Here is a 7299-nt window from a genome sequence, read left to right as displayed (position 1 = left end):
AACCAAGTGGCTTCGGGCGTTGAGATCGATGATTCGGCGCTTACAACCTTGGCGAATCTACAAATCCGGGGTTACGCGCTCATCCCGGATTGAAAGGTGCGATACCCCCTCACCCGCAGCAGCCCGCCACGGTCCCGTTCGCCTTCGCCTCCTGAATCGGAGGGCATGGGACATCGCCGAACGAGCAGAACACGCAGCAGTCGCCGGCCAGGGGCCGCAGCACCGCCGCGCAATGTCGGCAATCATAGAAGAACTGGCAGGCGTTAGTGGGCATCGTCTCGGTCGCGACACCGCCGCACTCGGGACAGGTCAGCGTGGAGGTGAGCTGCATCAGGAAAGCGCCTTTATAAGCGGCGCTTCAATGCGATCCCATATCAGCGCGGTCAGCGTCAGGGTCGTGCCGATCGTGAGCATGATCGGAGTTGCGCGGGACGGTAGGGTCACGGTGCAGGACCGATCCGCAGCGCAGGTCCTCCGACGCCGCACATACGCCCACCACCCGGCAGCCAGGCCGACGAGGGAAAGCGCCGTCAGGGCCCAGCGCAGAGGCATCAGCGCGGCGAAGGTGCTCGACAGGCCCGCCCCCACGCCCAGCGCCGCCAGCGCGAGCGGCAAGACGCAGCAGGATGCGGCGGCTAGGACCGCGCCGAAGCTCGCCAGCGCACCCAGGGCGGATAGCCCCGCGTCGGCGCGGCGTGGCGATGCGGAAGCGGCCAGGGTTTCGTGCGGCAAAATCCTTTTATTCATCAGTCGTCTCCGGCGGAATAACCCCCTAATGCCTCCTGTAGCGGCTACAGGAGCAAGCGAATTATGAGGGATGAGAAAGGCCTAGCTATCGGCGAGTTGTCGCGCCGAACCGGCGTGAACATCGAGACGATCCGCTATTTCGAGCGCGTCGGCATTGTGGCGACCCCACCCCGCACGAGCGGGGGCCGGCGAGTATATGGGGCCGGCCACGTCCGCGTCCTTGGATTCATCCGTGGCGCGCGTGAACTCGGCTTCACCCCGGCCGAGGTGCGCGCGATCCTGTCACTTGGCGGTCCCGCGCAGGCGTCGTGCAGTGAGGTCCGCGAGATCGCGGCCCACCACCTGGAGCGGGTTCGCGCGAAAATGGCAGACCTAGCGCAACTCGAAAGCCTGCTTGCCACGACGATCGACCGTTGCGAGGGCGACGGGGCGGCGAGTTGTGCCGTGATCGAATTGCTTGACCAATATACAACCACTTAGGTGTCAAAACCGGTCGGGGCTGTTGAAAAAAGGCCGGGTGATCCGATCGCGTTCCTAACGGGTTCCCTGCTTCGACACATCGGGAGCAGCGGCCATGATGGGTGAGCAACAGCGAGGCGGCAAGGGCGCAAGCTGGCGGGCGCTGGGAGCGATGATCCCCGCCGATCATATCCTGCACAGGATAGACGGGCTGATCGACCTGGGTGAACTGCGCGATGCGCTCGCCCCGCACTACAGTCGCCATGGGCGTCCCTCGATCGCGCCCGAACTACTGATCCGCATGTCACTGATCGCTCGCCTCTATGGCATCACGTCGGAGCGCCGGCTGTGCGAGGAAGTCCGCTTCAACCTCGCTTATCGCTGGTTCTGCCGATTGCCGATCGACGCGCGGGTGCCGCACCACTCGACGTTCAGCAAGAACCGGCATGGCCGCTTCCGCAATGCCGGCATCTTTCGCATCCTGTTCGAGCAGACTGTTCGGCGCTGCGCCGACGCGGGGCTGATCGCCCACAAGGATGCCGCAATCGACGCATCGTTCGTCGCGGCCGATGCAAGCTGGCAGCGCAAGATGCGGGACGCCGACATGGCCGCGCCCCGGCTTCCCCGCCCGGTTTGTGAATGGCTGGCGGATCAGGCCAATGCTCCACCGCAAGAACACGGCGTGCCGCGTGGTAAGCCGGCCGAGGTGTCACGCACCGATCCGCCGTCTGCTTGGTCTGCGCGCACGGCGCGGGGCCGGTTCGGCTATGCCTTCAATGTCCTGATTGACACGCCAGGAGGGGTGGCGATTGACGTGGAGGCCAGTCCTGCCCGCTTCGCGGCGGAAGTCGATGCGGGGCGGACCATGCTGGCACGGGCTGACGATCGGTTCGGCTACCGGCCAAAGCGTGTCGCGGCCGACACCGCCTATGGCAGCGCCGCGTTCCTGGCGTTCGTCACCGATCGCGGCACCATCCCGCATATCCCGGTGCTGGAACGATCCGAACAGACCAAGGGCAAATTCCCCCGCGAAGCCTTCCGCTATGAACGGGAGCAGGACCGCTATGTCTGCCCCGCTGGGAAGATACTGCCCTTTCGCGGTGCCGATCGTCGGGCCGGCTTCCTCCGATACAGCGCCAGTCCTGCCGATTGCCGCGCCTGTCACCTCAAACGGAAATGCACCGCAGGCAGCAACAGGTCGGTCACGCACAGCGAACATGAGGACGTGCGCGAGCTGGTACGCGGGGAGATGCAGACGCCCCTATTCAAGCGGTCGATGCGGCTGCGTCGGGGCGTCGAACGAGTGTTTGCCGATGCCAAGGGTAAGCGGGGGCTAACCCGCCTGCACCTTCGCGGTCTGCGCGGTGCCGAGGAAGAGTTTCTGTTGGGTGCGGCCATTGCCAATCTCATGCTGTTGGCCCGCACCAACGCAAGACCGGCCCGGACCCGCCGCCCGTCCCCGGTGCCGGAACGGATCGACCACATGGCCCGGATCAGCCGGGGCCGGTTCGAGCAATCCTACTACGCGACAATCTTCTGACGCCGGTTAGCCAGGTTCGCGCTCGGCCGCAGGGAAGTGGCGATAGAAGGTGGAACGGCCGACCTGTAGCAGCTTCGCGACCTTCGCTGGTTTGTCGCCGGCCTTGAGCAGCTTGCGGGCTGTGTCGAGCATGTCGGGCGTCATTACAGACTTGCGGCCTCCACCCGTGCCGCCCTTTGCCCGTGCCGCTGCCAATCCGGCGATCGTCCGTTCCTTTATCAGTTCGCGCTCCATCTCCGCGACGGAAGCGAGGATATGGAACAGTAGCCGGCCCGATGGGGTGGCCGTGTCGAACCCGTCCGTCAGCGACCGGAAATCAATCTTGCGAGCGGACAGGTCGGCCGCCAGTTCGATCAGGCCCCCGATCGAACGGCCAAGGCGATCGAGCTTCCATATCACCAGCGTGTCACCCGCCCGCACGAAATTGAGGGCTTCGGTCAGACCGGGCCGGTTCAGCTTCGCGCCGCTCACCTTGTCGGTGAACAACTTTTCGCACCCTGCCTTGGTCAGAGCATCGGTTTGTAGCGTCAGGTCCTGGTCGGAGGTCGAGACACGCGCATAACCAACCAGCATGAGTCCCGTTATCCCATCTCAAACAGCGAATTTCGGGACTCATATTTCGGGAACATATTTTGGGAAAGCCCCGGCGGGCATACAGCGGATTTTTGTGTCGGTCACGGTCGTCCCGTTGGAGGTTCCTTTACGGGAACGCCGATCAGGCTCTGGTTAGCTCAGTTTTGCGCGTGATAGTCCAATGCTCCAGTCGTTTGTAGACGATCACCTTGTCGCCGATCAGATCTCCATGCCGGCGACAGAAGAGGTCGAGCTGATCGCGATCGCCGACCAGTTCGACACAGATCGTCAGATGCGGATCGGCAATTTCCGAGCCGTTCTCCCGGATCGGTTCGTGATTGCTGAAGCCGTAATGGGTATTTTGCGCGACGGCGTTGATGATGCCGTCCGCCTTCGCGGTGCGAATCAGCTCGCGATAGAGCGGCTTTGCCCCCCAGAAGCGACGCGGGCCGATCTTGTCGGACGGTTTCAGATAGATGCGCAGCATCCCGACTTCGCGGTGATGGACGGTGAAACGATTGGGCATGACGGGCTTTCGACAGGAAACAGGATCAGGCGCGCGTGCGCCGGCGAGAAGCGCGGTGCGTGCGGGCATCGCGCAGGGTCGCGTCGGGTGTGAGGTGTGCGGCAGGTACCTTTGGCACAGCGACGCGCTGCGACAGGTAGATGCCGTTGTGGCCTGAGCAGAGGTAGGCGACGAAGCACGCGACTGCGATCGGCACCGTATAGGCCGCGCCGAACAACTCGATCCCCATGAACGTGCAAGCCAGCGGTGTGTTGGCCGCGCCCGCGAACAGCGCGACGAAGCCGATCGCTGCGAATAGCCCCGACGGTACTCCGAACATCGGCGCGAGCGCATTGCCGAGCGCCGCGCCGATAAAGAACAGCGGCGTGACCTCGCCCCCCTTGAAGCCCGCGCTCAGGGTCACGACGGTAAAGAGCAGCTTCAGCGCCCAGCTCCACGAGTGCGTATCGGGACCAAAGAAGCTGGCGATGGTCAGGCTGTCCGGTGTCGCGGCGAGCGTACCCAGGCCAAGATAGTCGCGGGTTCCGAGCAGCCAGACCAGCGCAATCACGGCCAGCCCGCCGATAACGGGTCGTAGTGGGCCATAGGGGATCACGCGCTTCAACCATCCGCCCAGCGCGTGATTGGCCTCGGCAAAGGTCAGCCCGGTCAGACCGAAGGCAATGCCGGCGACACCGGCCTTGGCGACGAGCAGCGCGTCGACCGGCACCAGCGCATCGACATGGTAGACGCCGTGATGAATGCCCCAGGCAAGACAGGTCCAGTCACCGACCAGCGCCGCGACCAGGCATGGCACCAGCGCGCGATACTCGACCCGACCGATCGCCAGCACCTCCAGTGCAAAGACCGCGCCCGCAATCGGCGTCCCGAAGACCGCGCCGAACCCAGCCGCGATCCCGGTCATAAGGAGGGTGCGTGTCGCTTCCGCATCCAATCTGAGCGCGCGTCCAAACCCGCTGGCAAGACTGCCGCCCAACTGCACGGCGGTGCCTTCACGTCCCGCCGATCCCCCGAACAGATGTGTCACGACCGTGCCGAAGAAGATGAGCGGAGCCATGCGCAGCGGCACGCCGCCCCCCGGTTCGTGGATTTGCTCGACGATGAGGTTGTTGCCGCCTTCGACCGAGCGCCCTGTCAGATGGTAGAGCAGTCCGACCACGAACCCGCCGATCGGCAGCAGGTAGAGCAGCCAGGGAAAGGCGAAGCGAAGCCGGGTTACGGCGTCGAGGCTCCGCAGGAAGGCCGCGCAGAGCGTTCCCACCGCTGCGGCCATCGGGACCAGGATCAAAGCCCACCGCAGTACCGACGTGGCATGGGTGCGGCGATCGCGAATGAACGCTGCCATGTTGAACTGGTCATAGAGATTGCGAAATGTCGCGCGCACGATTCCTCCTTGCTGCCTTGCGGCGCCTGGTAGGAATCATCGGCCCTTGCGAGGGCGGTTCGACCGAATGGCCCGGCGGAAATCCATCGCCGTGCCTGCGCATATGCTGTCCGACCGCGACCCGGTCAACCAACCGCAGAAGCATGAGACTATCGTTTTGGTGAGGACCGATAAAATGGCTTTGGCCACGGAATAAACCCCGACGAGCATCGTCTACGCTTTCGAGACCGATGCGCTGGAGGCTTATGCGTAGACGAGATTGGATGCTGGGTCTGACGGCTTCGGCCCTACTTACCGGCGCAGTCGCGGCCGCCCCCGCCGATGGCTACGCTACCATGATGTCTGTCGCGATGGACCGGATGATGGCGGGCATGATGGTCAAGCCGTCCGGTGACGTCGACCGCGACTTCGTGGCGATGATGCTTCCGCATCATCAGGGTGCCATCGATATGGCGGTGGCGGAGCTGCGCTACGGCCATAACGAGCAGCTCAAGCGCATCGCGCAGGAAATCATCATCGATCAGCAGCAGGAGATCGCCGCCATGAAGCTGGCGATCGGCCAGCCGCTACCGCCTTCGACGCCAGCCCCGACGCAGGGCGGCGACCACCATAGCCCTATGGAGCACTGACATGATCCGGACCATCCTGCGCTCGGCCGCCTTGCTGATGAGCGCCGCACCGGGCCTCGCCATGGCCCAGCAGGCGCCGTGGAACGCTAAGGACATGCCCGTCAGCCACCGCGACCGCGTCTATGCGTCTGAACAATTCTCCAACACGGTGTCGGTGACCGACCCGGCCGACAACCGGCTGCTCGGCGTCATCAAACTCGGCGATCCCCAGCCGATGAACTTCTCCCCGCTCTACAAGGGACAGGTGCTGGTTCACGGCCTGGGCTTCTCGCCGGACGGGAAGACCTTGGCGGTCGTGTCGATCGGATCGAACGCCGTGTCGTGGATCGACACCGCCACCAACACCGTCAAGCACACGACCTATGTCGGGCGCAGTCCGCACGAGGCGTTCTTCACGCCGGACGGCAAGGAGGTGTGGGTCACGGTCCGCGGCGAGGATTATATCGCCGTGCTCGACCCCACGACGTACAAGGAGACGGGGCGCATCAAGACGCCCGGTGGTCCGGGCATGACGATCTTCTCTCCCGATGGCCGGTACGGCTATGTCTGCTCTTCGTTCAATCCGGTATTGGCTGTGTTCAATGTCGCGACCCACGCGCAGGTCGGACAGGTGGCGCAGCCAAGCCCCTTCTGCCCCAACATCGCCGCGACGCCGGACGGCAAGCAAGTGTGGTTTACGCTGAAGGACATCGGCAAGACGGTCGCATTCGATGCTCGGCCACCCTTCGCGATCCTGAAGGTGCTGGATACCGGGCCTATCACGAACCATGTCAATTTCGCCCGCACGGCCAAGGGGCAGTTCGCGTATGTGACGGTCGGCGGAGAGAATGTGGTCAAGGTGTTCCGCACGTCCGACTTCACGCCGGTGGCAACAATTCCGGTCGGCAAGATGCCGCACGGTGTTTGGCCATCGGGCGACGGCCGGCGCGTTTATGTCGGGCTAGAGAATTCCGATGAGCTGGCCGCGATCGACACTGCCGGCAACACGGTCGTCGCTACCGTGCCGGTCGGACAGGCACCGCAGGCGATCGCCTATGTGTCGAACGCAGTTCCGACAGGCCCCGGCACCGACAATCTCCAGCCGCTCGGCACAGCGGGCAAGGCGCTGCATCTGACCATGGGGCCGATTGGCGGCAAAGGTACGGCAAGCAGCATCACCCTCTTCGACCAGGGCATCATTCAGGTCGTGCAGAGTGCCGTTACCGGTTTGCAGCCCAAGAAGCCTTACATGCTCGTACTGACCGCCAATGCGGACGGCAGCGGCGCTGTAGAGCCGCTTGCGAACTTCATGAGCAACCCGGCAGGTGCGGCGATCGTCAACGCATCGGGTCCGATCCGCCAGATCGTTCAGGGCAGCACCGCGACACCCCGGCGCTTTCTGGCGGTTGCGGAGGTGGTGAACGGCGCGCCGGGGCGCATCGTGCAGGTGCAGCGCGACTGA

Annotated in this window: 9 protein-coding genes and 1 riboswitch; of the genes, 4 read left to right on the top strand and 5 right to left on the bottom strand. The window is 64.2% G+C overall.

The window, feature by feature from the left end; genetic code table 11:
• Window positions 1-109: 109 nt before the first annotated feature.
• Together AC1MLZ_RS25270 and AC1MLZ_RS25265 are read right to left on the bottom strand one after the other, a co-directional pair.
• Complete coding sequence (locus AC1MLZ_RS25270) at window positions 110-331, bottom strand: GDCCVxC domain-containing (seleno)protein (protein ID WP_004213258.1); 222 nt, start codon at window positions 329-331, stop codon at window positions 110-112.
• The gene (locus AC1MLZ_RS25265; RefSeq protein ID WP_004213257.1) at window positions 331-747 is read right to left on the bottom strand and encodes a mercuric transporter MerT family protein; all 417 of its coding nucleotides are present in this window, start codon (window positions 745-747) and stop codon (window positions 331-333) included. Before AC1MLZ_RS25265 ends, AC1MLZ_RS25270 begins: the two co-directional genes overlap by 1 nt.
• A gap of 63 nt (window positions 748-810) precedes the next feature.
• On the opposite strand from AC1MLZ_RS25265, the gene AC1MLZ_RS25260 reads away from it, so the two are divergent.
• A complete protein-coding gene (locus tag AC1MLZ_RS25260; protein WP_021224446.1) occupies window positions 811-1227 on the top strand; it encodes a MerR family transcriptional regulator in 417 nt (138 codons plus the stop codon).
• A gap of 94 nt (window positions 1228-1321) precedes the next feature.
• Window positions 1322-2746: a transposase gene (locus tag AC1MLZ_RS25255; RefSeq protein ID WP_054435631.1), complete on the top strand. Its 1425-nt coding sequence runs from the start codon at window positions 1322-1324 to the stop codon at window positions 2744-2746.
• A gap of 6 nt (window positions 2747-2752) precedes the next feature.
• On the opposite strand, the gene AC1MLZ_RS25250 is transcribed toward AC1MLZ_RS25255, so the two are convergent.
• From AC1MLZ_RS25250 to AC1MLZ_RS25240, 3 genes are all read right to left on the bottom strand, one after another.
• On the bottom strand, window positions 2753-3319 hold the full coding sequence (locus AC1MLZ_RS25250; RefSeq protein ID WP_004212894.1) for a recombinase family protein: 567 nt from the start codon (window positions 3317-3319) through the stop codon (window positions 2753-2755).
• Window positions 3320-3461: 142 nt separating this feature from the next.
• Window positions 3462-3845 carry a DUF190 domain-containing protein gene (locus tag AC1MLZ_RS25245; RefSeq protein ID WP_007406288.1) on the bottom strand — a complete coding sequence of 128 codons (384 nt, stop codon included), beginning with the start codon at window positions 3843-3845 and terminating at the stop codon, window positions 3462-3464.
• Window positions 3846-3870: 25 nt separating this feature from the next.
• Entirely contained in the window at window positions 3871-5229 is a 1359-nt protein-coding gene (locus AC1MLZ_RS25240) for a voltage-gated chloride channel family protein (RefSeq protein ID WP_007406263.1), read from the bottom strand.
• Between the two features lie 23 nt (window positions 5230-5252).
• A riboswitch (Fluoride riboswitch) is annotated at window positions 5253-5329 on the bottom strand.
• A 130-nt stretch (window positions 5330-5459) separates the two neighbouring features.
• Here AC1MLZ_RS25240 and AC1MLZ_RS25235 point away from each other — a divergent pair.
• Window positions 5460-5858: a DUF305 domain-containing protein gene (locus tag AC1MLZ_RS25235; protein ID WP_037569481.1), complete on the top strand. Its 399-nt coding sequence runs from the start codon at window positions 5460-5462 to the stop codon at window positions 5856-5858.
• A gap of 1 nt (window position 5859) precedes the next feature.
• Window positions 5860-7299, top strand: a complete 1440-nt coding sequence (locus tag AC1MLZ_RS25230) for a YncE family protein (protein WP_054435629.1) — start codon at window positions 5860-5862, stop codon at window positions 7297-7299.

The organism is Sphingomonas sp. PEI4 (assembly GCF_056679955.1).
This window is presented reverse-complemented; position numbering and strand designations above follow the sequence as displayed.

Coding starts and splice junctions, on each gene's coding strand:
- AC1MLZ_RS25270 (WP_004213258.1), bottom strand. CDS start 331: ATGCAGCTCACCTCCACGCTGACCTGTCCCGAGTGCGGCGGTGTCGCG.
- AC1MLZ_RS25230 (WP_054435629.1), top strand. CDS start 5,860: ATGATCCGGACCATCCTGCGCTCGGCCGCCTTGCTGATGAGCGCCGCA.
- AC1MLZ_RS25255 (WP_054435631.1), top strand. CDS start 1,322: ATGATGGGTGAGCAACAGCGAGGCGGCAAGGGCGCAAGCTGGCGGGCG.
- AC1MLZ_RS25260 (WP_021224446.1), top strand. CDS start 811: ATGAGGGATGAGAAAGGCCTAGCTATCGGCGAGTTGTCGCGCCGAACC.
- AC1MLZ_RS25235 (WP_037569481.1), top strand. CDS start 5,460: ATGCGCTGGAGGCTTATGCGTAGACGAGATTGGATGCTGGGTCTGACG.
- AC1MLZ_RS25245 (WP_007406288.1), bottom strand. CDS start 3,845: ATGCCCAATCGTTTCACCGTCCATCACCGCGAAGTCGGGATGCTGCGC.
- AC1MLZ_RS25265 (WP_004213257.1), bottom strand. CDS start 747: ATGAATAAAAGGATTTTGCCGCACGAAACCCTGGCCGCTTCCGCATCG.
- AC1MLZ_RS25250 (WP_004212894.1), bottom strand. CDS start 3,319: ATGCTGGTTGGTTATGCGCGTGTCTCGACCTCCGACCAGGACCTGACG.